The organism is Anaerolinea thermophila (genome assembly GCF_020723905.1).
Taxonomy (GTDB): domain Bacteria; phylum Chloroflexota; class Anaerolineae; order Anaerolineales; family Anaerolineaceae; genus Anaerolinea; species Anaerolinea thermophila_A.
The window spans coordinates 65994-91460 of record NZ_DYHZ01000004.1; the positions used below are offsets into that span (position 1 = coordinate 65994).

Below are 25467 nucleotides of genomic sequence, written 5' to 3' on the forward strand. Positions count from 1 at the left end.
CCCGCAGGCTGGTATAACCGTGCCCGTGCAACTGACCCATCTGCCTCACAGTCCTTTCTGGATGATTAAGATGATTTCCCCCTGCCACTCATCCCACAGGGGAGATTGAGGCTGTTTACCGATCGTGAATGTCCAGACTCCCCGGAACATGCCGGGGAGTTTTTTTACGGGCACAATCTTTTTGATTTGGAGGTCTGTTCATCATGGCAAAAGAAACCGTTGGCACCGAAGCCCCAGCCGGACGCAGTGGTTTTGCCACCGCACTGGGCGCACTCATCGCCACCCTTGGCTCTGCTATCGGGCTGGGGAACATCTGGAAGTTCCCCTACCTGACCGGCGAGAACGGCGGGGCGGCATTCCTTCTTCTGTATTTACTGGCTACCTTTCTGGTAGGTTTACCGGTGATGATCAGCGAAATTCTGCTCGGGCGGGCAGGACGCGCCAACGTCATCACCACCATGCGCAAACTGTCCCCCTCTCCGCGCCAGCCCTGGTGGTTGATCGGCGCGGCGGGCGCGCTTTCGGCATTCCTCATCATGGCGTTTTACACCGAGGTGGCAGGCTGGGTGTTCGCCTACGTGGCACGCTCGCTCACCAGCAACATTCTCTCCACCGACCCGCAGGTGACCATGCAAACCTTCAATGCGCTGGTCACCGACCCGGTGCAGTCTCTGCTGTGGCAGTGGGTGGTGCTGATTCTGGTGGGTGTCATCATCACCTTTGGGGTTGCCAGGGGCATTGAAGCCACCACCAAACGTCTGGTTCCCCTGCTCTTCCTCCTCCTGCTCATCGTGGACGTGCGCGCCCTCACCCTGTCCGGCGCCGGACAGGGACTGGCGTTCCTCTTCCAGCCCGATTTCAGCAAAATCTCCGCCACAACCGCGCTGGTAGCCCTGGGACTGGCGTTCTTCAAACTGTCCATCGGCATGGGCGCCATGATTACCTACGGCAGTTACTGGAAGGATGATCAGGACATCCCCTCAACCACCCTGCGCGTGGCGCTGTCCGATCTGGCTGTCTCTCTGCTGGCGGGCATTGCCATCTTCCCGGTGGTCTTCACCTACGGCTTTGAACCCGCCGCCGGACCCAAACTGCTCTTCATCACCCTGCCCGCCGTCTTCGCGCAGATGCCGCTGGGCAACGTCTTCATCTTCCTTTTCTTCCTGCTGACCAGTTTTGCCGCCACCGGCGCAATGGTCTCGCTGGTAGAGGTGCTGGTGGCTTATGCCAACGAGCAGTTCCGCCTTTCGCGCAGGTCTGCCACCTGGATCACCGTGGGATTGCTGGCGCTGGTCGGCTCAACCGCCGCGCTTTCCAACAGCACCCTGGCAGGCTTCACGCTTTTCGGAAAAACCCTCTTTGACCTGTACGACTTCGTCACCTCGAACGTGCTCCTGCCGGTGGGCGGGCTGTTCATCGCCATCTTCGTCGGCTGGGTGCTCAAACCGGAACTGGTCATCGCCCAGTTGACCAACAACGGAACGCTCTCCAACCACCGGGTGGTGCGCTCTTTCCTGTTTGTGGTGCGCTACATTTCCCCCCTCCTGGTGCTGGTGGTCCTGCTGAACAGTCTGGGAGTGTTCTGACAGAAGGCGTCCGGTGAGCCTGTCAGGCGGGCATACCCCGTAGGGAGACCGCCGCATCTGTATGAAGGATGCGAACCCCTCGCGTTCCCTCATCCGGTAAGGGGGCTGGCTTCCTTCGGCAGGCTCAACCAGCGCACGGTGCCCTTCTTCTGAAAATCGTAGGGAAATCGTAGGGGAATCGTAAGTTTTTCGTCAAGATTTTCTTACCCGGTTTGCCTATAATAGCAGTCAAGGGCGACTTCTCTTCTTCTCCTCCTTTAAAGATTGCCGGGGTCGGCGTCCCCGGCAATCGCGATTTAACCCACAGTCTTGCGGAAACGGTTCTGCGAGACTGTGTTTTTATTCTTGACAAACAATCTTTTTTGTAACATTTCTTTTGACATGTCTAACCTGTGGCTTTTGTCCATTGTATTTTAAGAGCGGTTTGGGGCTATAATAGCATTCAGTTTTTCCTATCCTTTTCAAGGCGCATCCATGATCATCGATACCCTCTTTTCCGAAACCTTTCGACTCGCTTCAGGCGTTCTGCTCAACCTGAAATCTGAACATCTCCCCCAGTTGCCCGCTCCACAGGCAGGGAAAGCCTACATGCTCTACGCGCATGTACCTTTCTGCGAGAGTCTGTGCCCGTACTGTTCCTTTAATCGTTTCCTGTTCGACGAGCGCAAAGCCCGCCTGTATTTCAGTTCCCTGCGCGAAGAGATGCGCATGGTGGCAAAACAGGGCTATACCTTCGACACCCTCTACATTGGCGGGGGCACGCCTACCATTCTTATGGACGAACTGGTGGGAATCATGGATCTGGCGCGCGATCTGTTCGGGGTGCGCGAAATTTCCTGCGAGACCAACCCCAACCACCTTGACGACCGTCTGGTGGACCTGCTGGCGCCGCGCGTTCAACGTCTTTCGGTGGGGGTGCAGTCCTTCGATGACGACCTGCTCAAACGCATCAACCGCTACGAACGCTTCGGCTCTGGCAGGGAGATTCTGGAACGCATTCAGCGCACCGCTCCGGCGTTCAACGCCTTCAACGTGGACCTCATCTTCAACTTTCCCGGACAGGACGAAGCCAGCATTGACCGCGACCTGCGCCTGGTAATGGAATCGGGTGCCACACAGATCACCTGCTACCCGTTGATGACCTCGCCCTCGGTGCGACGCTCTCTGGAAAAGACGGTGGGAAACGTGGAGTTTTCCCGCGAGGCGGCACTGTACGAACGCATCGTCGAGACCCTTTCCAGCGTTTTTGAACTCTCCACCGCCTGGACCTTCTCGCGCAAGGGCAAAAGCCTGATTGATGAGTACATCGTCAAAAGCGAGGAATATGTGGGGGTGGGGTCGGGGTCGTTCAGTTACCTGAACGGCACCCTGCTGGTCAACACCTTCTCCCTGCAATCGTACCAGCGCTGGATTGGCGAACGACACGCTCCCATTGCGGGGAAACGTCGCTTCAGCCGCGTGGATCAAATGCGCTACCGCTTCATGATGGACCTGTTCGGTCTGCGCCTGGACAAACGCCAGTGGCAGCGCGATTTTGGCAAGCCCATTGAACAGTGCCTGCCGTTGGAACTGCTGGCTTTTGAGAAAGCCGGAGCGTTTGCCGAAAACTCCTCCGAAGCCATCACCCTGACGCCGCGCGGGCGCTACCTGCTGGTGGTGCTGATGCGCGAGTTCTTCTCCAGCATTAACCGCGTGCGCGATCAGGCGCGGCGCGCAGTCCAGGCCAGTGAATCTCTCTATAAACCGGATACCCGCCTCTCCAATGCCAAAATTTAGTCCTTATCGGCATCCGCCAACCCTTTTTCATCAAATCTTTTCAGGGTTGCAAAAAGGGTGATTCACCTTTATAATCAGTCTGAAATTCTAACAACCTCCGGAGAAACTAGTCGTATGGACGAGAAAGACACCCAACTCGAGCAGGGAATGCCCCAGCAAACGCAAGACAACGCCGAGAACCATGAAAACATGGCTTCCTTGCTGGAGAAGGAAGGCCTGGGGCTGGATTTGCCCAAAGTGGGCGAAATCCGCACTGGCGTTATTGCAAGCATTACCCCTCAACAAATTTTAGTCAGCGTTGGAACCAAATCGGAAGGCGTCATCAGCGGGCGTGAACTGGAAGCCATTCCTCCTGAAGAACGCGAAAAACTGCAGGTCAACCAGGAAATCCCGGTGTATGTGGTTCACCCCGAAGACTCCAATGGCAACATTGTCCTCTCTTATGTAAAAGCCCGCGAAGAAACCGACTGGAAAAAAGTCGAAGAAATGCGGGACAGCAAAGAGGTTTACCACTCCAAAATTATCGGTTACAACAAGGGCGGTCTGATTGTGCCTGTCTTTGGCTTGCGCGGCTTCATTCCTGCCTCTCAAATCAGCCTCTCGCGGCGTGCGGCAATGGGAAGCGGCGAAAGCCCTGAACAGCGCTGGAGCAAGATGGTGGGCGAAGCGATTGACGTCATCGTCATCGAAGTGGACCGCGAACGCCGCCGCCTGATCCTCTCCGAGCGCGCCGCCACCCCCGAAACCCGCGAAACCCTCAAAGAGCGCGTCATTGAAACCCTGACCGAAGGCGAAATCCGCACCGGGCGCGTTACCAGCCTGGCAGATTTTGGCGCCTTCGTCAACATCAGCGGCGCCGATGGGCTGGTGCACCTCTCCGAAATTTCCTGGGATCGCATCAAGCACCCCAGTGAAGTCCTTGAGGTTGGGCAGGAAGTCAAGGTCAAGGTCATCAGCGTGGATCGCGAAAAGCGCCGCATCGGTCTGTCCATCCGACAGACCCAGAACGACCCCTGGCTGGAGCGCGCCGCCAAGTATCAGGTAGGCATGCTGGTGGAAGGCGTGATCACCCGCCTGACCAAGTTCGGCGCCTTTGCCAGACTGGAAGAGGACATCGAAGGGTTGATTCACATCTCCGAAATCAGCGAGAAGCGCATTGAACACCCCAAAGAGGTGCTCAAAGAGGGCGAAAAGGTCACCCTGCGCATCGTCAAAATTGACCCCGAAAATCACCGCATCGGCTTAAGCCTGCGCCGCGTGGACTCTCAGGCGTTCACCGACCTGGACTGGCAGGCGCTGGAAGAAGCCCTCAAAGACCTGGACGCTTCCGAAGAAGCCTGATCCTTAACGGAATCGACAAGAGCGCATCGTCGCCGGTGCGCTCTTTTTTTCCCTCAAACCCTATGAAACCCCACTGGATGATTGACGGTCACCTGGATCTGGCATACAACGTCCTCACCTTCGGACGCGATCTTTTCCGCTCCGTACAGGACATCCGCCAATCCGAGCGCGGCACGCTGACCCCCCGGCGCAACAACGGCGAATGCACCGTCGCCGTGCCGGACATGCAACAGGCTCGCACCGCGCTGGTGATTGCCAGTCTGTTCGTCGTGCGCGCCGGGGTACTGGAAGACTGGGAAACGCAGGTGTACCGCACCCCGCAGGAAGCCCGTCAACGCTGGATGGAACAACTGGACGTGTACCGCCGCTGGTGCGAGGATCATCCCGAAACCTTCCGGCGCGTGGAAACCCGCCGCGACCTGCAAACGGTGCTTCAGGCGTGGCAAGACTTTCCCCTCCCTGAACCGCTCCCTCCCGAAGCCGAACCCGACGAGCGCCCTGCACCTGCCTGCCCACCCATCGGGCTGGTGGTGATGATGGAAGGCGCCGAAGGTCTGCGCGAACCCCGCGAAATCGAAGACTACGCCGCTCAGGGCGTGCGTCTGGTGGCGCCGGTGTGGGCGGGTGGACGCTTCTGCGGCTCCAACCGCGACGAGGGCGCCTTTACCCGCGAGGGCTGGGAACTGCTGGACATCCTCGCCGACCTGGGCATGGGACTGGACCTGGCGCACATGAACGAACGCTCGTCTCTGCAGGCGCTGGACCGCTTTGAAGGCTGGCTGTGCGCCTCGCACAGCGCCTGCCGCGCGCTTGCCCGCCAGCCCGATAACCAGCGTCTGCTCAGCGATACCCAGATTCGCCGCATCGTCGAGCGCGACGGCGTCATCGGCATTGCCCTGAACGCCCGCTGGCTGAGACCGGGCTGGTCTGCCGGCGATCCGCGCGAGAGCACCACGCTGAAACACGTAGCCGCTCATGTGGATCACATCTGCCAGATTGCCGGAGACGCCCGCCATGTGGCACTGGGCTCCGACCTGGACGGCGGCTTTGGGCTGGAGCGCATCCCCGCCGGGGTGGATACCATTGCCGACCTGCCCCGACTGGCTGACGTGCTGGCAGAAGCCGGGTATAATGAAATGGATCTTGCCGCAATCTTCGGGGGAAACTGGCAAACTTTTCTGGAAAGGATTTTGCCTCTGTGATGACTGCCCAGATTTCCCCAACTTCTCCCCCGCCCGTCGCCGCGACCAATTCGGTCACGCGCCCGTACCGCTACTGGCACCGCCGCGCCCGCACCGGTCTGATCCTCACCCTGTTTGGCTTTCTGGTCTTCCTGATGGGCGCGCGCCCCGGGTTGTTCGGGCTGGATCGCAGTCCGGTAATCGGGTTTGTGCAGATTGCCGTGTTCCTCATCGGGCTGGCAATCATCTGCATCGGCGGGTATATCAGCCTGCTGGCGCTGTGGAAGGGCGAGCCCCTCAGCATCGCCGCCGATATCGGTCAGCGCCTGGTGGCAACCGGCTACGTCATCGCCGTCTTTGCCGGCATGGCAGATGTCTTTGGGATGGGCAGTCACTCCCTGCCAGCCATCCCTTACTTCGGGCAGTGGCAGGCACGCGGGGTCGAAGTGGGGCAGTTACTGATTGCCATTGGCTTTATCTTGATGTTACCTTTCACCCTTCACCGGCACTCCCCGCCTTCTGAACCGCCCCAGACATGAACCCCCTCGCCCGAGAAACTGCCGCCCGCTCCCCGCAAAGTGCAGGGTCTGGAAGGCTCACAGCAACAACACACAAAAACCGGCGGGTATTGCCCGCCGGTTTTCATGCGTCAGGTACAGTCTTATGGTTTGAGCACCGCCGGTAAATACACATTTCGCGGACCCGCCCACAGCGCCACCGTTGCCTCGGGCATGCGGGGATCGTCGCTGGGAATGATCACCTGCGCGGTAAACTCCCCCACCTCCTCGCCATCCAGAATGAACGCCTTCACCGCAAGCGTACAGCGCCCTGATGAGCGCGGCACACCGTTAATGGCGGCATCCAGCGTCCTGTTGGAACATCCATCCGCGGTGATCTGGAAATAAGCGTCATCCCTCCCGCCAATGGAAATCTTACCAATGGTTACGGGCATATCGCCAAAGTTGGTCAGGATGATGTTCTTGCCTGCCGTTTCCTGACCGGGCAGGGCGTAGAAAGACAGCCTCGAGGGCGCATACGTCAGTTGAGGGGCAGGCGGGGGGACATCAAAGACTCGCGCCCACACGTCAAAACGTTCATCAAGATTGAACGCCTCTCCATCCGGCAGGTCGCGGTCCTGACTGGAGAAGGTCACCAGCGAGCGGTTCCCGGCAATCACCGGGAAGGCGGAGGTGTTGCACACCTGCAGAGGATTGGGACAGTTTGTCGGGTCAGGGGGGGTATCCAGCAGAACCGGCATCCCTTGGCCTGTACCTTCCGGCGGCGGGGACGGCGGGTTATTGCGCACGTTGAGCAGGAACAGTAGGTCGGCGTCACTGCCTGCCAGACGGTCATAGATGAACAAATCGCGGTGTGAGCACACCCACTTTGCCTGTTGCTCATCGTAGGCGCAGTACACATTCACATCTTCCGGCACCACATTGCCCGCCTCAGAGGTGAAGGCAATCCAGCGCCCGTCGGCGGAGATGGTCGGGCTGAAACTGGGTTCTTCCAGCGCCTGGTCGGGGTCGGTATGGTAGCGCGCGGAGATCAGACGGGTGCGCCCGCTCAGACGATCCCACAGGTACACATCGCGCTTGCCGTTGGTGTCTGCTGGAATGGCGGAGTTCTGCGTCTCCAGGTTGGAAGCATCCGAAGCAAAGGCAATGTACACCCCATCGGCGGAGATGGCGGGGTAGAAGGACAGCGCATTGCCGGGCTTGCCGTCTGCGGCACGCGAGACCAGCGTGTACGCCGGAAGAGTGTTATCCAGCGTACCGTCGTTATCCGGGTCGCGATCCATCAGATAGACCTGAATGCCGCTCACCCCCGGCACCAGATTGGTGGCATCGGAGGTAAACGCCACCCAGCGCCCATCGTACGACACCACCGGATGCCAGGCATCGCCGTTGATATTGCCGCCGGAAGCGGTGCGGGTGAGCAGTTTATTGGTGACATTGCCGGTTGTGGCATCCACAAGGCTCACGTACAGGTCACGCCGGTTATTGCCGTCGGTCACGCTCAGGTCGAGGTTGCTGGCATCGCTTTGAAAGATCACCCGCGGGTTACCACTCTCGGTGTACAGCGCCAGCGAGGGCTGAAGCACCAGGTACTTGGGGTCACACGTCTGTCCCGGCGGGAGCGGCACCGGACAGGTGTAGCCCGAATCGTCGTTGGCGGGCGTACCCGCACTGCGCCGCGAGGCTTGAATGGACTGGCTGACCGTGCCGTCAGGCTCCACCTTCACCACGTAGATATCCAGCCGCGAGTCGGTATCGGTGGATTTCAACTGCGCCGAGGTCTGGAACGCCACCCACTGCCCGTCGGGGGAGATGACCGGGAACATCGAGTTGCCCTGCCCTAACTGGTTCTGGTAGGTTGCTGAGAGCGCAATGGTCTCATTCCGGGTACGGTCACGCAGGAAGACGTCCCAGGTGTTGAGGGTATCGGGAAGGCTGGAGAGGTTGGTGGTCACCTCAATGTACTTGCAGTAAAACACCACCCGCGAACCGTCATAGGACGCCGAGGCATGGTAACAGTCCTCGTTGGCAGTTTGCCCCGATGTTGACGGGACGGACACCAGCAGGGTGGTAGCGGGCGGCGCATCGGCACGCACCAGCACCGCGCCAAATGCCAGCGCAAGGGCAGTAATTAACAGGCGGTTGAACAGTTGAAAAGCGCTTTTCATGCGGATTCTCCTGTGCGTGGAGTTTAACAGATCCATGACGTATCCAGTGCCCGCATCTTCGACAGGCACGGTGAACCTGTACATCCCTCAATACCCTCGAAAGACTCAGGCACAGCCCGGCGTACGGCAAGACGCCTTCACTTTGCATTGTAGCAGAGAAAATCCACAGAAAAGTTTACATTTTGCTTAACTTTTCCCCGTCCACACCGAAAAACCCTCCACCCGCAGGTTTCCATCCCGCCACTTCACCCGTTCCAGACGCACCGGCACACTCAACCCCGCGCTCAATTGCAGGCATGCCCAGCGCCCCACCGGCGGCATGGACAGCCCCCAGGGACTGCCGTCCGGCAGGCGCAGACCGCCATTTGCGTCCAGCCTCAGGGTCAGCACAGACGGCGGAGCCGTGCGGCGCTCCACCACCAGATGCCGCTCCGCGGTGACAAACGCATCCAGATCGTCCAGAGCAAGCAAATCTCTGCACACGTCCAGCGCGATGTGCCTGCCGTCCCGGTACAGGCGCACCCGCTTCGTGGAAGGCTGGCGCACAAACACCCCCCGCAGGCACTGACCGGCGCCATCCTGCCCCGCCAGGCGCGCCAGATGATTGGTGAGAACTTCTTCGCCGAACAGGTTTGCCAGCAGACTGCCCGAACCCAGGCTTTGCCAGGCACTGCCGTTAAACGCCATCAGCCCGGGCGGCGTTCCAAACGCACCGTCGGCATCCACCCGGGTAAGGTAGGCGTTCTGGGCGTCCAGCGCGCCGGTGCGCCGCAAAACCAGCCAGTAGCGGCTGGTGCTGTTCAGGCGCAGTGCCGAAGACGGGCGCAGACGCACCCACCCCAGCGCCGGATCGCGGCTGAGGGAACTCCCCGACAGGGTAAAGGTCATCAGCGCGGCGCCGGGTTGTGCGCCAGCATCGGCGCACAGGGAAATCTGCACATCATCCACGGGATTGCCCGTGCGAATCAGCCAGACCCACACCTCGCCGCAGTCCCAGCCATCCCCGTCGGGGGTAAAGGCTTGCGCCACCCGCTGAACCGCGCTGGAATGCCCCCAGGTCAGAGACGCCCCCTCCCGGTGTGCGCTCCCCAGCCACCCCTGCGGATGACTGGCATAGCGCCAGCCGAGGGTGTGCCACCAGCCGCGCCCTTCCAGAAGCACCAGCCCATCGGCGCCGGAGAGGGGCGGTAGAATTTGCAGGTGCGGGAACGCCCGCTCTGCCAGCAGGGCATCGCGGCGGGCAAAGGCTTCGGCTTCGCTGGCTTCTCCCACAGAGAAGATGCGCTCGCGCACCCCAAACCGCCGCTGACTGCGCCCATCCTCCGCCCAGGGTGTCTGGAACGGACCGGCGCCGCCCTCCCCACCCCACGGCGTGGGCGCGCGGTAGCGCACCGCACAGCGATTGACCACCTGCGCCAGATCCCACCGCCAGCGCACTCTGCCGCGCTGAACCTCTACCCCGTGCAGGTAGCCCCACCAGCAGGGCGCGCCGCCCGCCGGAGCCAGACTCATCTCCGCCCCCAGCCAGCGGCGCAGGTCGTCCTGATCCGCCAGCGCACCGTCCAGGCGCACCTGCGCCGTATCTGCCCCGCCCGGCATCTGCCAGGTCAGTTCCTCCACCTGCGGATGGAACGCCTCCAGCGCCAGATGAGAGCAGGCATCCACCCGTACCGTCCACGCGCTCACAGCCACCTCCGCCGGAAGAACGGGCGCGCCTGCAGAGTCAGGGCATCGCCCACATTTATCGCCCCGTTGCGCTCCACCAGCGTATACAGCCGGTGCGTCTGCGCGGGCTGCAGGAACACCCCGCTGCCCTCAACGGCATGGGTGAGCAGCGGCGCCCCCGAGAACTTCACCCCGCGGGTACGCGAGTCACAGGTCAGCGCCAGCGTTGAAAGGCTCAACAGCGGGCACAGGCGCACCTGCGCCTCCACCGGAAACAGAAAGAGGCAGTCCAGATCGAGGACGTGCGTACCGGCGCTCTCCGCCTGCCCTTTCAGCGCCAGCGTCACGCCCGCGCTGATGCCATGCACATCCCACGGCGGCAGGCGGATGGGCGCAAGCCGCAGGGTCTGCGCCCCGATAGAAAGCACCACCGGTTCGCTGGCGTAAAGCGCCTCAAACCCGGCAGTGCCCTCAAACCCCGCCTCCCCCCAGAACAGCACCGGCTCGCTCAGAGGCGCATGCAGGCGCGCCATCAGGGTGTAGAACCTGCCCTGCGCGGATGCGGTCTGCGCGGCGGTAAGGGAATAGCGTTTGAGGGTCACTTCGTCTGTCCCGCTCCACGTCAAACGGCGGTATGCCCCCGCGCTGGCGGCGCTGGCGGTGAGGGTCGTCCCGCTCACCCCGCTGCCCTCCACACCCTGCTCGCCCTCCAGCACATGCGGAAAAGGCGCCTCCGGGTCGTGCATACCCGCCGCCAGCAAAATGTCTGCCTTTCCTGAGAGCGCCCCGCTCAGGGTGATCTCCAGCGGCGCGGGCAGACTGCCCTGAATCTGACTGGCAGGGATGTCCACAAAGTTGTCATGGTCGCCATCGCTGTGATTGTAGAGGGTGGCGTTCGTTCCTGCGCCGTGGCGGTTGATGAGCGTCAGCGGCGCGCCAGATTGCTCCCAGTAAGGCTCGCGCTCCACCTCCAGCAGAATCATCTGGCGGTGCATGTGCCGCGCCGCCGGATGAGGTACGCTTTCCAGCGTTCCACCCCGCAGTGGCGAGCGCCACTCCTGCCCATCTGGCAGGGTGACGCCCAGCCAGCAGATGGGATGCGCCGGCAGGTGCGCCGTGGCGCGGGCAGTGTGCAGGTACGTCTCCAGCGTCTGCAGTGCGGCGGCAATGGCATCGGCACTGCCTTCCAGCGCCACCTCCAGACGGGTCAGGTGGCTGTTGGTGAAGCGCGCCGCGCGCAGGGCGCCGTTCTCCTGCAGGGAAATGCCCATCTCTCCGGTGAGCAGTTGCAGGTTCATGGCGTACCTCTCCCATCAGGCAAAATCATGCGGATGACTTTCCCCCAGATCCCCATCCCAGCGCACAAACGGCGTTGCGGCGCGCTGTTCGTGCAGGCGCGCCGTCTCCGGCGGGTACAGGGTGCACAGGATGCGGCGGAAGTCTTCCATCACATTGCGGCTCCACAGCGTCAGCGATAGTTCTTTCTGCGGAGAGAGTTCCCACTCTGCCTGTGCCGCCGCCCGCGCGGTAGCGGCATAGCCCGCCGCCCCCATTCCCAGCAGATGATGCAGGCGCTCCGGCAGGGTGGTTTCGATCACCCCGTCCAGCCCTGCCAGCGTGAACGCCTGCGCCGAAACCAGATTGATCTCCATCAGCGCCATGCGTACCGCCGCGGTCAGATCATCCTGGCTGTAGCGGGCACCCTCGCTATCGTGCAGAAACAGACGCACCCGATTCAGCAAATCGCTCAGTGTGAGGGTCATGTGCCTCCTTTGGGCGCGCCGCCCTCCGGAACACACTCCAGAAGGCGGCGCAGTCCCGATGAACCTTACAGGCGCGCCCCTTCAATCGCCACGCCCAGAATGTACGCCACCAGCAGGGCAACCATGCCGCTCAACTGCTCCTCATCCAGCGGAAAATCCGGTCGGTAGGCTTTCACCACCATCAGAATCAAGCCGATGAGCATTGCCCAGAACTTGCGCGAACGCAACAGGTCTTTCCACTTTTCCATGGCGGGTCTCCTTTCGTTACAGGCGCAGGTCAAAGTACACCACCGCGCCGTACAGAGTGAACTGGGTGGAAGCCGAGGCATCCACGTTGACATACAGGTAGTACGCCTCATCGTCATCCAGCCATGCCGGACTGTTCAGGGTTACCATCATGCGGTGATCGCCCAGCGCTTTCCGTTTGGCGTCGGTATCGTGCCCGCTGTCCAGCGTTACCGACACGGCCGCGCCGCCTGCCGTGCCGCCCGCCGAGAAGGTCATCTTTTCCACCTCCACGGTGGGAATCGAATCGCAGACACCCCCTGCCACTTTGTACAGCAAATCCACCCGCTTGATGCGCGCCCCCTTGAAAGCGGCGGCGTTGCCGTTCACCCCCAGCGGTACGATGAGGTTGAAGACCCCATCGGCGGGTGTGCGGTCTTCCCTGACCACGTTCGCCGAGAGGCTGGTTGTCCACGTCCCGGCGGTTTTGACGATATCCGCCGGAGGGATGAACACGCTCATTTGCGTATCGCACACGTACCCCATGATCTCTCTCCTCCTTTACCTAGCCCGCCACGTTGTTCTTGTGGAGCGGGCGGAAATCATTCACCCACACCGCCAGATAATGGCGCACCTTCAGACGATGCTCATCATTGGTGAAAACCGCCGGGCTGAGTTCATCGCCGGCAATATAGACTTCCGGCAGGATGCCAAAGCGCTCGCCGATGAAAATGGCAGGCGCAATGCGCGGGTCGGCAACCGCTGCCCAGTCGGTCGGATCGGTCCACTCCGGCACGGTGATGACGTCGCCCGGTTCCCCGCGCTGAAGGTTCTCGCTGAAGATGTTGGCGGCGCGCTCCATGCCCGGGTAGAGAATCTGCATGGCGGTCAACTGCAGTTCGCGCGGCACCAGCAGGTATCTGGGACTGATCGCCATGCGCGGACCCACGCCGTAAAAGCCAGAAGCGTTCTTCACCAGCATGGGCTGGCGGTACATGGCTTGCCCCACCGCCTCCCACTCCGCCGCCGAAAGCGCCCCCGTGCGCAGGTTGGCATGCCCGCCCGCGGCGGTCACCGGATTGGCGTTGAACAGCGCCCCGCCGTCCGCCATCGTCGGTCCCACCCCACCGTTCTGGGTGAACACCTCTGCCACCAGACGGCTGATTTTGCGCAGACCCGCGGCGGCAAGTTCGCGGGCATAGGCTTTGAGTTTGCGGGTGTCATCGCGGTCAATCAATTCCAGGGTGAGCGGCACGTACCCGCCGTACTTCTTGAAGGTGGCAATCTCGGCGCTGTCGCCCACCGCCAGTTCGGTGTACTCGGCACCCTCCGCCACTTCGGGCAGGTCGCCCACCGTGCCCACCAGAATACCGGTGATCTGATTCAGCGTGGTGAAGTGCTCCTGCACGGTCACCTTGCGCCACCAGTCATAGCCCGCGCGCCCCAGTTCCTCCCACGTATTGACTACAATCTTGTTAAGCGCGTTCTTGACCAGCCCGGTGAAGTCGGCGGTGGTGGCAAACTGCGCGCGGGAGCGGTCCCAGCCGCCGTGAAAGTCATAATCGCCGGTGAGCATGAGGTACAGTTCACGGATGCCCTGCAGGCGGTGCACCTTGAGCGTTTCCATGCCCTTCTCGCGCGGCACGCCGAACAGATCATCCACCGCCGCCTGCAGTTGATCGCGGGTGTCCGCCATCTCCAGCCGCCCGGGACCCAGCGCCGTCTGCGCGCCGGTACAGTCCGAAACCCAGCGGCGGGCTTCTTCGATGCGCTGATGCAGTTCCTGCGGTTCAAAAGCCCGCCCCTGAAACTGCGCCCGCACCGCCTGTTCCACGGGAGCAGGCAGATGCGCCCCCTGAAGTGCCAGTTCCAGAAACGCCCCGCACCAGCGGGTTTGCTCCTCCTGCGCCCGGGCTTCCCCCTGCGCCGAAGTCTGCAGGACCGGCACTGCCGGTTCAACCGAGTGAGAATCCATAGCCATCCCTCCTGAAAAGTTAAGCGCCCGCACGAAAGCCCCGCCCCGTGCGGGTTGAATCACCAGATCGAGCGAATTGATGCGCACGATGCGCTCCACCTGTTTCCCGCTGGCAGTGAAGACCACATCGGCACTGAAACCGATTTGCGGCGTCACCTCGCCGCGCGCCAGCATTTGCCGCCCCAGATCGCTCAACAGATGCCCCGAGGGTCCCATGGCGCGCAGATGCACGCGCACCCCCTTTGCCTGCTCATCCCAGACTGGCTGTGTACACACCCCCGCCAGATCGCGCACACTGCGTGCCCCCCAGGCATGGTCAATGAAGCATGCCACACCCTCCCACAGCGGGAGCGAACGGCGCAGCACCGCCTCATCGAATCGCCAGCCGTTGCCCTCCCCGGCGGTGATCGCCAGCACCTCGAACTCCCCGGCGGAAGTTACCCCACCCAGCGCGGTGAACCACTCCCGCCGCGGCAGATGGACAACCTGCCCAAAGGTCATTTAGCCTCCTTTCGTATCAGATGAATGGGTGATCAGCGCGGGCGCGGTCTCTCCGGCAAAGCGGTACACCAGCCGGAGCAGTTCGCTTTCCCCGATCAGCCCGCGTTCGTACAGAGGAATCAACGCGCCGCTTACCTGCGCCATTGCCGCCGCCAGCGAAGCGTTATCCCGCGCGGAGAGGTCTGCCCCCCGGACAGACACGCCAAACTCCTGCGGCTGTCCCCTCATCCACGCCCAGCGGCGCAGACAGGCGCGGGCAACGTCCTCCACCAGCCAGCAGAAGAACTTCTGGCGCTGTTCCAGGCGGCGGTACGCCGGTCCGCCGGCGGCTTCTGCAGTGGTGCGGGTGGCGCTCTCCGGTTCTGCCAGAAAATGCAGCGGGATGCCCGCCCCGGCGGCAATCATCTTCTTCAATGCCAGCCCGTCCTCGCCCGCTTCGTGGCTCTCCAGATGCGGCTGGATGACGCTCCACTCCTCGCCCTCATCGGTCACCAGAATACTGCCCGGCACGGGCGGGTTTGCCGCCAGCGCCTGCTGGCGCGCCAGGCGTTCCGCCTCGCTGGCGTAGCGGGAGCGCACGGTGAACAGAAAGGTGTTGCGGTAGCGGTTAAGGCGGGCGCGGTCTTCCAGCCATCCGGCATAGCGGTTGAGCCAGCGCAGGAGCGGCGCCAGATCGCTCTCCCCGCGCACTGCCCCCACCGGACGGTTAACGGCGTAGTGCAGCATGGCGGGCGCAAAGCGCCCCTGTTCATCCGGGCGATCGTCCAGCGGGTTATACGCCTGCCACCAGCGCTCCTCGCCCGCGCCGTCCACCTGAAGATAGGCAAGTTCCTGCTGAAGGTCGTTTTCGGCGGTGCGGATGGCGCGAATCTGCATCGCCGGAATGGCGCGCACGTAGGTCATCCCGCCCGCATCGGTACTGAGCAGCAGAAACAGTTCTCCCGCCCGGCTCAGTTCGTCGCACCATTCGGGCGTACGCATGGGCAGGCGGTTGAGCGGATGCTCCCACCAGCGCTGTAAAAACGCCTGCGCCTCCGCCTGCGGACTGACCACCGCCAGCCCGCCGCCAATGACGTACTGGGTGGTCAACTCGACAATGCGCCGCGCCAGCGGATGAACGCGCCAGGCTTGCAGAGCCTGTTCCAGCACCTGCTCGCGGTCAGGCGCAAAGCGTTCCGTCTCGCCCCACACCTGCGCGCGCACCAGCAGGGTGTTGTCCGTCTCCGCCAGCGCCATCTGCACCCGGCGGCGCACCTCCGGCTCAATCCAGCGTTGAAAGATGGTTTTCCACATGCCTCTGGGTCATCTCCCTCCTTACTACAGTTTTTTTTGCTACCCCCCGCCGTCCAGTTCCCTCAATGGGTCGCGGGCAGGGATAACCCCCGCATACGCAGGAGGCGTCCCTCCCCAGCCCCACGCCATGCGATCCAGCAGAGCGCACAGCGCCCCCGCCATCAGCAGGTCGTCGTGCAGATAGCCCCCCTCGACGGGATGGCGCGCCCCTTCGGGTACCCCCCATCGCAAACGCTGATGCGGTGAGGCGTCCATCTCGTAGGTACAGCCGCGGCACTGCGCCAGAAACCGCTCCACCAGCGCCCGGGCACGTCCATCCGGCGCCTGCGGCAGGTGAAACCGCCCGCTCTCCACCACCTCCAGAAAGCGGTAGCCCAGATCGCTCTTGCTGGCAGGGCTGAAGAGAAAGCGCACCATCCGCCCCGGCAGGGCGCGGTCGAGGAAATCTGCCAGCCCCGCACCCACGCCGGTAGCATCCACCACCATGCGCCGTGGATTCCACTGCCGCGCCAGCGCCAGAATCTGCTCGAACAGGCGCGTCTGACTGACCCCCGTCCACTGGCAGAGATGCACCACCCGATAGCGCGGTGCCGGGCGGTCGCCCTGCGGCGGCTCCACCTCGACAATGACCAGCGCACTGGAATCGCGGCGGTTGCCTGCCCATTCCTCCATCAGCGGCAGTTGCACAGGCGCAGTCCCGCCCACATCCAGCAGAAAAGCATAGGTCTTGCCCGGCAGAGGCGCATCCTGCCAGGCGTGAGCCCCCTGCATCAGCGCCAGGCGCTCCTCCGGGAAGAGCGTACCCGCCGCATCCACTTCCTCGGAGAAGTACTGCGTGCGCACCGCCGGGTGATTGCGCCCCAGTTGCTGAATGGCGCGCTCCACCGTGCGGGCATAGCGGGGATGATCGGCAATGACCTCGGCGGCGGTCAGGCGGAAGACCCGCCGGATGCCGTCGCGGGCTTCCTCCGCCTGCGCCAGGCGCAACTCCCGCCCCAGCAGGGTAGACGCCGTCCACGCCGTCCCCCAGAAAACGCGCACCGCACCGGTTGACGCCGTCATCGGCGCAATTTCCGTGTCGAACTTCTCCACGCTCACCGACTGGGCTTCGTCCACCTCCAGCAGCAGCGAGGCAGTGGCGCCGACAATGTTCGAGCCGGGCGCGGCAGAGAGAAAGTGGATGCGCGCCCGCCCCAGCCGGAAGGTGTTGCCGCTCTCCCGCCGCCAGCGTCCGCGGGTCAGCGGATTGGCGTTGAGCACACGCTCCAGGCGGCGCATGGCGGTCAGGCTTTGCGGGCGCAGGGTGGGCGAGGCTTTGACCATCTCGGCGGTGGTACCGCTGAAGAGGGTGAGCAGGTAGGCTTCCAGATGAGCCTGCACCTCGTTCTTCCCGCTCTGACGGGGGAACATCACCACAAAGGACAACCCGCGGTCGTGCAGCACCGCCTCCACCACGGCGCGCGCCACCTGCGCCTGATACGGGCGCAGGCGCACCCCGCTCAGGCGGGCAAATGCCGCCACATCGCTCAAGGTCTGGCGTAAAAGGCGCACTTCGTCCATGTCCTGTCCCCCTGAAGGTGGAAACGGCGGCGGCACAGCCTTCACGGCGATCGGATCGAACCGGGGGAAGCCGCTCAGTATCTCCCCGCCTGAGGCGGTCTGCTGGCTGGCTGAAAGCGAATCGTCTCATCCGCCGGAACACCCGCACTGGCGCAACCGCACCGCCGTGGAACCGGGCTTAACCGCCGCCGGTTTTCCCGCTCATCTCGCGGAAAATCTCATCCGCCATGTGGAAAATTTCATCCAGCGCGCCGCGATCCTCGCTCAACTCGCTCTGCACCTTGAGCATCTGCGCCAGCCGCGCGCACGCCTGACTGAAGGCTTCCAGCAAACGCACCTGATGGGGCAGAGGGTTCTCCTCTCCGGCGCGCTCTGCCGTCTTGCGGATGAGGGATCTCAACATTTCAATTTCCTCCTGCAGGGTCTGATCCTGCGGAGGGCAGGTCTCGCGCCGGGTTTTGCGTCTGCCTGCCATGTCCCTCCCTTTTTATTAGAAAATTTGTTCTATTTTCAAACACAGCATACCATACCCCCCTGCAGGCGGCAACCTGTCAAAATGTGCAAACCCACACTGCACCCCGTCTCCTCTTCCCCACCGGGTTGCTCTGCTCCCGAAGGCAGGGTGAGACGCCCGGTTCGGGCATATAATGGAAATACAGAAAGGCAGGCGCATATGACGCCCCGAAAACTCCCCCTCTGGCAAATCGTGAGCCTGTGGACGGCGGCAAACGCCCTCGGCATTGCCGCCTCCATGCCGCTCTCTCTCCTCGCCTCCCTGCTGAGTCCCCTCCCCGGCATGGTGGGCGGCGCCCTGCTCATCGGGCTTCCCATTGGACTGGCGCAGTGGCTGGCGCTCCGCCGTATTTCCCCCGTCTCCCCGCTGTGGGCGCTCACCGTTTTTGCCGGCATGCTGGCAGGCGTGTGGCTGGCGCCTTTCCTCGTCCCGGGCGATGACGAGTCCATTCTGGGTCTGTCTGTCGCCTATGCCCTTGCCGGCTTGCTGATCGGTCTGGCGCAGTGGCTTTTCCTGTTCAAACGCTTCCGCCGTTCCTTCTGGTACCCGTTGAGCAGCGCCCTCGGGCTGGGACTGGCACTGTGGATGGTGCTGGTTACCGGTCTGGTCAACTGGAACGGCTCGTTTGCCCTCGCCCTGGCAATTTTGATTTACTCGGTTGCCACCGGCGGAACGCTTGCCTGGATGCCCGAAATTCCCCCTGCCTCTCCTCCTCAACCGGAATCGCCTGCCTGAGTACGTGGATTGCGCTATAATCGTTCCATCCCTCTGACAGGAATGGAGTACAGACATGGAACGCATTTTACCGGAGCAAGTCGGGTTTTCTTCCGCTCGTCTGGAGCGCATTACGTCTTTCTTTCAATCACTGGTCGAACGCCGGGTCATTGCCGGCGTAGATGCGCTGGTGGCGCGCCACGGCAGAGTGGCATACCGTCAATGTGTGGGGTTTGCTGACCTTGAAAGCGCCAGACCCCTCGCCGAAGATGCCCTCTACCGCATTTACTCGATGACCAAACCCATCACCAGCGTGGCAGTGATGATGCTCTTCGAAGAAGGCGCGTTTTTCCTGCATGACCCGGTTGCCCGCTACATCCCCGCTTTCAGCGAGGTGAAGGTGTATCAACCGCGCAACGGCGGAGCATGTTACGACCTCGTTCCGCCCCATCGCCCCATCACCATCCACGATTTACTCACCCACACCGCCGGGCTTTCCTACGGCTTCGATGAACATTCCTTCATCGACGACCTTTACCGCAAACAGGTCTGGCACCGGCTGGAAACAGACCCCGACGTGACCCTGGGAACGCTTGTCGAAGAGATTGCGAAAATCCCGCTGGCGTTCCACCCGGGCACGTCCTACCGCTACAGTACCGCCATTGACGTGCTGGGGTATCTGGTCGAGGTGGTTTCGGGCAAGCCCTTTGATGTCTTCCTGCGCGAGCGCATCTTTGAGCCGCTGGGTATGACCGACACCGATTTCTGGGCGCCGCCGGAAAAAGCCCATCGTCTGGCAACCCTGTATGGACCTTCGGAAAGCGGCGGGTTGAAGGTGCTTCAGACCACCGAGAACTTCCTGCGCAAGCCCTCGGCGCCCAGCGGAGGCGGTGGACTGGTCTCCAGCATGGCAGATTACTACCGCTTTGCCCAGACCCTGCTGAACCGCGGCGCGTGGAACGGCGTCCGCCTGCTGGGGCGCAGGACGGTGGAGTGGATGATGACCAATCACCTGCCCGAGGGCATGCGCCTGCCGGATGATCCTGCCTGTGGATTCGGGTACGGCGGCAGTGTGATTGTGGATGCGGCGCGTCACTTCCACATGGGCTCGCCGGGCAACTGGGGCTGGGGCGGCGCCGCCAACACCTGGTTCTTCCTCGACCCCGTCGAAGACCTGCTGGCAGTGATGATGCTCCAGTACATGCCGGGATTCTCCATCCCCTTCCATCACACCTTTGCCAATCTGGTCTATCAGGCGCTGGTGGATTAAGCAGGGTATGTCCCGTCCCATCCCGCTGATTCTCGACACCGACATCGGCACGGATATTGATGACACCTGGGCGCTGGCGGTTCTCCTGCGCTCGCCCGAAGTGGATGTGCGTCTGGCGCTCTCCGCCACCGGCGATACCGCCTACCGCGCCCGCCTGCTGGCAAAATTCCTGCAGGTTGCCGGCAGAGAGGACATTCCCGTGGGCGTGGGACTGCCCACCGTGGATGAATCCACCCCCCGGCGCCTTCAGGAAGCCTGGGTGCAGGGCTACACGCTGGCAGACTACCCCGGCACCGTGTACGCCGACGGCGTGACTGCCCTCATCGAAACCATCCGGCATGCGCCCGAACCGGTCACCCTGCTGTCCATTGGACCGCTGACCAACCTTGCCGCGGCGCTGGAGCGCGACCCCGCCATCGCCCGCAACGTCCACTTTGTGGGCATGCACGGAAGCGTGTACCGCGGCTACGGCGGCGCGCCCGAACCTCACCCCGAGTACAACGTTCGTCTGGATATTCCCGCCAGCCGCAGGGTCTTTTCCGCCGACTGGTTGAGCCTCACCCTCACCCCGCTGGATACCTGCGGGCTGGTGACGCTGAAAGGCGAAGCCTTTGCCGCCGTGCGCCACTCCCGCCACCCCATCACCCGCGCCCTCATGGAGAACTACTCCGTATGGTGCGCCGCCTCGCCAGACTGGCTGAAAACACCCCTCGACCCCGCGCGCGAGTCCAGCACACTCTTCGACGTGGTGGCGGTGTATCTGGCTTTTGCGGACGACCTGTTAGACATGCAAACCCTGCCGCTGATCGTGGATGAAGCCGGATTCACCCGCGTTCACCCCGCAGGCAAACCAGCCCGCTGTGCCATGGCGTGGAAGAACCAGCCCGCTTTTGAGCAGTGGATGGTGGAGCGTCTGCGCTGAATTTGTGACATTTAACCTTCAAATGCGTGACAATTGACAAGAACCCTTTCCCGGAAAATCGGGTATGCTACAGGCGGAAAAAAACACAGCCCTCAGGCTGTGATGACGCAAATACTGATAAGGAGTGTGTCATGACCCACGTAATTTCAAAGGACGATTGCATTCAGTGCGGTGCTTGTGAAACCGAGTGCCCCGAAGGCGCCATCTACATGGACGGCGAGTACTATGTGGTGGATGAATCCAAATGCAAGGACTGCGGTTCCTGCGTGGATGTCTGCCCCACCGGCGCCATTGCCCCGAAATAAATCCGAATCTGCGGAACGAAAAGGGCGGGAATTCTCCCGCCTTTTTCGTTTTTAAACTGCGCTGTCTTTTCCCAGATGATTCCAGCGTTCGCCCCCGTCCACCACCAGCACCTCACCGGTGATGAAGTCGGAGCGCGCCAGGAACAGCACCGCCCCGGCAACGTCCTCGGGATTACCCCAGCGCCCCATCAGATTGCGCCGGGCAATGGCGGTACGGCGTTCCTCGCTCAGGTACTCCGGCGGCAAAACTGCCCCCGGCGCTACCGCGTTCACCCGCACGGCAGGCGCCAGTTCCAGTGCCAGTTGCCGGGTCAGCGCCAGCAGACCGGCTTTGCCCACCGCATGGGCAGTGAAATCCCGCCACGGCTCGTAAATGACCAGGTCGAGGATATTTACAATCGCCCCCTGCCCGCGCGCCAGCATCCCCGGCGCCACCGCGCTGGCGCAGTACGCCGCCCCGTAAATGAGCACGTCCAGCACCCGTTTCCACCGCTCCCAGTCCGCCTCATTTTGCACCGGGAAGGGCGTCTTCAAGAAGGGTGAGGCGCTGTTGACCAGCACATCCACCCCGCCCAGTTGACGCTCCACTTCGCGCACCATCTGCTCCACCTGAGCGCGGTCGGCAATATCCGCCCGCAGAGGCAGGGCGCGCACCCCCAGGGCTTCGGCTTCATGGGCGGTCTTCACCACCTCTTCCTGTGAGGAGAAGTAGTTGATCACCACATTCGCGCCTGCCCGCGCCAGCGCCAGGGTGATGGCTTTGCCCACCCGCACCGCGCCGCCGGTAATCAATGCTGTTTTTCCTGTCAGTTCCATCCGTTTGACCTTTCCACTGGCTGATATCGGTATGTTATACTGACATTGTACCGAAAAATCCCACCTCAGAAATGGAGTTGTATGACTTTTTCTCCCCGCTTTGGTCTCAGCACGCTGGTCAATCATGTTGGAGAGGGCGAAGCCCCTCTGGACGCCCACTCCAATCCCATCTTTCAGACATCCACCTTCCGTTTCCCCGATGTCGCCACGGGCGCGGCGCGCTTCCGCGGTGAGGAAGACGGCTTTATCTACACCCGCTTCGACAACCCCAACTTTCGCCAGGCGGCGGCAAAAATCGCCGCGCTGGAAGGCATTGACCTTCTGCGCGCCCAGCCCGACACCCCTCCCGAGAAAGTTGTGGCAGGGCGCATGTTTTCCTCGGGCATGGCAGCCATTACCACCGCCATTCTGGCGCGGGTGCAGAGCGGTCAAACCGTCATTGCGCAGGAAGCCCTCTACGGCGCCACCTACACCTTCCTGCACGATTTTGCCCCCCGCTACGGCATTCGGGTGGTGTGGCTCAACCACCCCCAGCCCGAAGACTGGGAGCGCGCCTTCCGCGAGCACCCCGACGCCGTCCTGGCATATGCCGAATCGCCCGCCAACCCCACCATGGGCGTGATTGACATCACCGCCGCCGCCGAGATTGCCCACCGCTACGGCGCCTGGCTGATGATGGACAACACCTTTGCCACCCCCTACTGCCAGCGCCCCCTCACCCTCGGCGCCGATGTGGTGGTACATTCCACCACCAAGTACCTGGGAGGGCACGGCGTGGTGGTGGGCGGCGCAGTGGTCAGCCGCCATGTAGACTATATCCAGGGCAGTCTGAACGCCACCAATAAACTGCTGGGCGGCAACCCCGGTCCGTTTGACACCTGGCTGACCTCCATGGGACTGCGCACCTTTGAACTGCGCATGGAACGTCACTGTGCCAATGCCATGCGGGTGGCGCAGTGGCTGGAAGCGCATCCGGCAGTGGCGCAGGTGTACTACCCGGGCTTACCCGGTCACCCCGAACACGAACTGGCAAAGCGCCAGATGCACGCCTTTGGCGGGATGATCTCCTTTGAACTCAAGGGCGGGCTGGAGGCGGGTAAAGCGCTGATGGAACGCGTGCGTCTGCTGACGCTGGCGGTAAGCCTCGGCACCACCGATTCGCTCATCTCTCACCCCGCCAGTATGACCCACTCGGGCGTCCCCCCTGCCGCCCGCCAGGCGGTAGGCATCACCGACGGGCTGGTGCGCTTCTCAGTGGGCATCGAAAACGTGGAAGACATCCTCGCCGACCTGGAACAGGCGATGGCAGGGCTTTAACCCCCCGCCCTGTCCGGGCGCGCCGCAGGCAGGATATGCTTAAACCAGAAGACGGGCTGGAAATTCCAGCCCGTCCTTTTCTTCCATCTCTCCGGCTTACGCCTCGCGGAACTCGCCTTCCACCACTTCGCCATCCGAGCCAGCACCGCCAGCCGGTTGACCCTGCGGAACGCTCTGCAAAACCACCGCGGCTTGCGTCAGCGCCTGCATGCGGTTGCGGATTTGCTCCGCATCCTCACCGCTCATCGCCTGACGCAGATCGTTGATCTTCGCCTGAATCTCCTCGCGGGTCGCCATCGGCACGGCGTCGCCGCGCTCTTTGAGCAGTTTCTCCACCTGATAAATGGCGTTGTCCGCCTGATTGCGGGCTTCCACCACCTCTTTGCGGCGCCGGTCGGCGGCTTCGTTCTGCCGCGCCTCGTTGACCATGCGCTCAATGTCACCCTTGCTCAGGTTGGTCGAAGCGGTGATGGTCACGCGCTGTTCTTTGCCGGTGGCTTTGTCCTTCGCCGTCACATTGAGGATGCCGTTGGCATCAATGTCAAAGGTCACCTCAATTTGCGGTACACCGCGCGGTGCCGGCGGGATGCCCTCCAGGCGGAAGCGCCCAAGGCTCATGTTATCCGCCGCCATGGCGCGCTCGCCCTGCAGGACGTGCACATCCACAGCCGTCTGGTTGTCCTCGGCAGTGGAGAAGATCTCCGACTTGCGCACCGGGATGGTGGTGTTGCGCGGGATCAGCACGGTCATCACACCGCCCAGCGTCTCCACACCAAGTGAGAGCGGAGTCACATCCAGCAGGAGCACGTCCTTCACCTCGCCGCCCAGCACGCCGCCCTGAATCGCCGCACCAATCGCCACCACCTCATCGGGGTTGACGCTCTTGTTCGGCTCTTTGTTGAAGATGCGGCGCACAAATTCCTGCACCATCGGCATGCGGGTCGAACCACCCACCAGCACAATCTCATCCACCTCAGACGGGTTGAGTTTGGCATCGCGCAAGACGGCTTCCACCGGTCCGCGCATGCGCTCCACCAGGTCGGCGGTCAACTGCTCGAAACGGGCGCGCGACAGGCGCAACTGCAGGTGCTTGGGACCGCTTGCATCGGCAGTGATGTAGGGCAGGTTGATCTCCGTCTCCATCATGCTGGAGAGTTCGATCTTGGCTTTCTCGGCGGCTTCGCGCAGGCGTTGAAGCGCCTGACGATCCTGCCGCAGGTCAATGCCCTGTTCTTTCTTGAACTCATCCGCCGCCCAGTTGACGATGCGTTGATCCCAGTCATCGCCACCCAGGTGCGTGTCGCCGTTGGTGGCGCGCACCTCGATCACGTTATCGCCAACTTCCAGCAGAGATACGTCGAAGGTACCGCCGCCCAGGTCGAAGACCAGAATCTTCTCGCTCTTCTTCTTGTCCAGTCCGTAAGCCAGCGCCGCCGCCGTCGGCTCGTTGATGATACGCAGCACTTCCAGCCCGGCGATTTTACCGGCATCTTTGGTAGCCTGCCGCTGGCTGTCGCTGAAGTACGCCGGAACGGTAATCACCGCCTGCGTCACCTTTTCGCCCAGATAGGCTTCGGCGTCGGCTTTGAGTTTCGCCAGAATCATCGCCGAAATTTCCTGCGGCGTGTACTCGCGGTTGGTTTGCGGGATGAACACACGCGCATCCCCGGCGGGTCCTTCCACCACTTTGTAAGGCACCATCTTGCGCTCGGTCTCTACTTCACTGTAACGCCGACCCATGAAGCGCTTGATGGAGTACACTGTGTTTTCAGGGTTGATAACTGCCTGACGTTTGGCGGGTTGTCCCACCAGCCGCTCGCCGTTTTTCGTAAAGGCGACCACCGAAGGGCACAGGCGCGATCCTTCCGCGGTGGTGATCACCACCGGTTCGCCGCCTTCCATCACAGCAACCACGCTGTTGGTTGTGCCGAGGTCAATACCAATAATCTTTCCCATGTTTTCCTCTCTCCTTTCTTTGAGGAAGAATGTTTTCAGTCATTATTCCAGTGCAAGGATACCCGCGGCATGCTAGAAAATCATTAACGAAGTGTAGGAAG

At 62.3% G+C, this 25467-nt stretch carries 22 protein-coding genes; 10 read left to right on the plus strand and 12 right to left on the minus strand.

The features are described from left to right. Positions 1–203: 203 nt before the first annotated feature. The 5 genes from LHF31_RS07090 to LHF31_RS07110 all read left to right on the plus strand — a co-directional run bounded on the left by LHF31_RS07090 (position 204) and on the right by LHF31_RS07110 (position 6423). Positions 204–1586 carry a sodium-dependent transporter gene (locus tag LHF31_RS07090; protein ID WP_298007941.1) on the plus strand — a complete coding sequence of 461 codons (1383 nt, stop codon included), beginning with the start codon at positions 204–206 and terminating at the stop codon, positions 1584–1586. A gap of 474 nt (positions 1587–2060) precedes the next feature. Next, positions 2061–3362 carry a coproporphyrinogen III oxidase family protein gene (locus LHF31_RS07095; RefSeq protein WP_298007939.1) on the plus strand — a complete coding sequence of 434 codons (1302 nt, stop codon included), beginning with the start codon at positions 2061–2063 and terminating at the stop codon, positions 3360–3362. Positions 3363–3476: 114 nt separating this feature from the next. After that, entirely contained in the window at positions 3477–4703 is a 1227-nt protein-coding gene (locus LHF31_RS07100; protein WP_298007937.1) for a 30S ribosomal protein S1, read from the plus strand. A 62-nt stretch (positions 4704–4765) separates the two neighbouring features. Next, positions 4766–5905: a dipeptidase gene (locus LHF31_RS07105; RefSeq protein ID WP_303773966.1), complete on the plus strand. Its 1140-nt coding sequence runs from the start codon at positions 4766–4768 to the stop codon at positions 5903–5905. Beyond that, positions 5905–6423: a hypothetical protein gene (locus LHF31_RS07110; RefSeq protein ID WP_298007932.1), complete on the plus strand. Its 519-nt coding sequence runs from the start codon at positions 5905–5907 to the stop codon at positions 6421–6423. The genes LHF31_RS07105 and LHF31_RS07110 overlap by 1 nt, the downstream gene beginning before the upstream one ends. A gap of 122 nt (positions 6424–6545) precedes the next feature. On the opposite strand, the gene LHF31_RS07115 is transcribed toward LHF31_RS07110, so the two are convergent. The 10 genes from LHF31_RS07115 to LHF31_RS07160 all read right to left on the minus strand — a co-directional run bounded on the left by LHF31_RS07115 (position 6546) and on the right by LHF31_RS07160 (position 18027). After that, positions 6546–8570, minus strand: coding sequence for a hypothetical protein (locus LHF31_RS07115; RefSeq protein ID WP_298007930.1), 2025 nt, complete (start codon positions 8568–8570; stop codon positions 6546–6548). A 186-nt stretch (positions 8571–8756) separates the two neighbouring features. Further along, positions 8757–10256 carry a choice-of-anchor R domain-containing protein gene (locus tag LHF31_RS07120; RefSeq protein WP_298007928.1) on the minus strand — a complete coding sequence of 500 codons (1500 nt, stop codon included), beginning with the start codon at positions 10254–10256 and terminating at the stop codon, positions 8757–8759. Continuing rightward, positions 10253–11533 carry a hypothetical protein gene (locus LHF31_RS07125; protein WP_298007926.1) on the minus strand — a complete coding sequence of 427 codons (1281 nt, stop codon included), beginning with the start codon at positions 11531–11533 and terminating at the stop codon, positions 10253–10255. The genes LHF31_RS07120 and LHF31_RS07125 overlap by 4 nt, the downstream gene beginning before the upstream one ends. A gap of 15 nt (positions 11534–11548) precedes the next feature. Further along, positions 11549–11998, minus strand: a complete 450-nt coding sequence (locus LHF31_RS07130) for a hypothetical protein (RefSeq protein WP_298007925.1) — start codon at positions 11996–11998, stop codon at positions 11549–11551. 65 nt (positions 11999–12063) lie between these two features. Beyond that, complete coding sequence (locus tag LHF31_RS07135; protein ID WP_298007923.1) at positions 12064–12246, minus strand: hypothetical protein; 183 nt, start codon at positions 12244–12246, stop codon at positions 12064–12066. Between the two features lie 16 nt (positions 12247–12262). Continuing rightward, on the minus strand, positions 12263–12769 hold the full coding sequence (locus LHF31_RS07140; RefSeq protein WP_298007921.1) for a hypothetical protein: 507 nt from the start codon (positions 12767–12769) through the stop codon (positions 12263–12265). A 19-nt stretch (positions 12770–12788) separates the two neighbouring features. After that, complete coding sequence (locus LHF31_RS07145) at positions 12789–14699, minus strand: hypothetical protein (RefSeq protein ID WP_303773970.1); 1911 nt, start codon at positions 14697–14699, stop codon at positions 12789–12791. Beyond that, positions 14700–15992, minus strand: a complete 1293-nt coding sequence (locus tag LHF31_RS07150; RefSeq protein ID WP_298003689.1) for a hypothetical protein — start codon at positions 15990–15992, stop codon at positions 14700–14702. A gap of 39 nt (positions 15993–16031) precedes the next feature. Then, the gene (locus tag LHF31_RS07155; RefSeq protein WP_298003686.1) at positions 16032–17552 is read right to left on the minus strand and encodes a hypothetical protein; all 1521 of its coding nucleotides are present in this window, start codon (positions 17550–17552) and stop codon (positions 16032–16034) included. 178 nt (positions 17553–17730) lie between these two features. After that, entirely contained in the window at positions 17731–18027 is a 297-nt protein-coding gene (locus tag LHF31_RS07160; RefSeq protein ID WP_298003684.1) for a hypothetical protein, read from the minus strand. Positions 18028–18225: 198 nt separating this feature from the next. On the opposite strand from LHF31_RS07160, the gene LHF31_RS07165 reads away from it, so the two are divergent. From LHF31_RS07165 to LHF31_RS07180, 4 genes are all read left to right on the plus strand, one after another. Further along, a complete protein-coding gene (locus LHF31_RS07165; RefSeq protein ID WP_298003681.1) occupies positions 18226–18801 on the plus strand; it encodes a hypothetical protein in 576 nt (191 codons plus the stop codon). 55 nt (positions 18802–18856) lie between these two features. Beyond that, a complete protein-coding gene (locus LHF31_RS07170) occupies positions 18857–20050 on the plus strand; it encodes a serine hydrolase (protein WP_298003678.1) in 1194 nt (397 codons plus the stop codon). 7 nt (positions 20051–20057) lie between these two features. After that, on the plus strand, positions 20058–20972 hold the full coding sequence (locus tag LHF31_RS07175; protein ID WP_298003676.1) for a nucleoside hydrolase: 915 nt from the start codon (positions 20058–20060) through the stop codon (positions 20970–20972). A 131-nt stretch (positions 20973–21103) separates the two neighbouring features. Further along, the gene (locus LHF31_RS07180; protein ID WP_298003673.1) at positions 21104–21277 is read left to right on the plus strand and encodes a DUF362 domain-containing protein; all 174 of its coding nucleotides are present in this window, start codon (positions 21104–21106) and stop codon (positions 21275–21277) included. A 51-nt stretch (positions 21278–21328) separates the two neighbouring features. Here the strand turns inward: LHF31_RS07180 and LHF31_RS07185 are convergent, their stop codons facing one another. Continuing rightward, positions 21329–22093, minus strand: a complete 765-nt coding sequence (locus LHF31_RS07185) for an SDR family NAD(P)-dependent oxidoreductase (protein ID WP_298003670.1) — start codon at positions 22091–22093, stop codon at positions 21329–21331. A gap of 81 nt (positions 22094–22174) precedes the next feature. Here LHF31_RS07185 and LHF31_RS07190 point away from each other — a divergent pair, with 81 nt between their 5' ends. Next, positions 22175–23410, plus strand: a complete 1236-nt coding sequence (locus tag LHF31_RS07190) for a PLP-dependent aspartate aminotransferase family protein (RefSeq protein ID WP_303773973.1) — start codon at positions 22175–22177, stop codon at positions 23408–23410. A gap of 96 nt (positions 23411–23506) precedes the next feature. Here the strand turns inward: LHF31_RS07190 and dnaK are convergent, their stop codons facing one another. Continuing rightward, positions 23507–25366 carry a molecular chaperone DnaK gene (gene dnaK / locus LHF31_RS07195; RefSeq protein ID WP_303773975.1) on the minus strand — a complete coding sequence of 620 codons (1860 nt, stop codon included), beginning with the start codon at positions 25364–25366 and terminating at the stop codon, positions 23507–23509. Between the last annotated feature and the right edge of the window lie 101 nt (positions 25367–25467).